The organism is Mycobacterium sp. E3247 (genome assembly GCF_001667785.1).
Lineage (GTDB): Bacteria > Actinomycetota > Actinomycetes > Mycobacteriales > Mycobacteriaceae > Mycobacterium.
On record NZ_LZJG01000235.1, the window covers coordinates 1 to 618 of the forward strand.

The 618-nt window shown below is 70.2% G+C and carries 2 protein-coding genes; one reads left to right on the forward strand and one right to left on the reverse strand.

Annotated elements, in window-relative coordinates; genetic code table 11:
- Positions 1-140, reverse strand: a 140-nt coding sequence (locus A9X04_RS29690) for a TetR/AcrR family transcriptional regulator (RefSeq protein ID WP_156751880.1), incomplete at its 3' end; no start/stop codon positions are given.
- 140 nt (positions 141-280) lie between these two features.
- Between A9X04_RS29690 and A9X04_RS12530 the strand changes: the two genes are divergently transcribed.
- A partial coding sequence (locus A9X04_RS12530) for a TetR/AcrR family transcriptional regulator (RefSeq protein WP_156764340.1) occupies positions 281-618 on the forward strand: 338 nt, incomplete at its 3' end.

Below are 618 nucleotides of genomic sequence, written 5' to 3' on the forward strand. Positions count from 1 at the left end.
GCCCGGGCGATCTCGCGAATCGTGGTGCGCGAATAGCCATTCTCGGCCACACATCGCATCGCGGCGGTGATGATGCGGGCCCGGGTCTGCTCACCGTCGGCACCCACCGGCCGACCCAATTGCGGCGGCGTGACGCTCATGCGGCGGGAAGCCCGCCGCAGCTCCGTCCATCACGCACTACGCACCTCCGCGGCGAAGCCGGAACTAATCGATCACTCGATTATATTCGACCGTGTCGGGGACCGGGAGCCGGCGGACGGGACGCGCGAGTGAGGACAGCATGGTGACGCGGGCGCAACGGGGACGTCCGGTCGGCGCCAGCGGCGAGGAGACGCGGCAGCGGATCGTCGTTGCCACCATGCGCTGCGTGGCCGAATTCGGGTACGCGCGCACCACGATTCGCGAGATCGCCCGGGCGGCCGACGTCACCAGCGGCAGCCTGTACCACTACTTCCCGAACAAGTCCGAATTGCTGGACGCGGCCGTCGAGGACATCGAACGCATGGCGGTGCCGCGGCTGCGAGCCGCCGCCGCGGGTCCCGGCGGCGTGGTCGATCGCCTCGCGGCGGTGCTGGACGAGGCGAGCCGGCTGATGCGCGAGTATCCCGATCTGGCCGC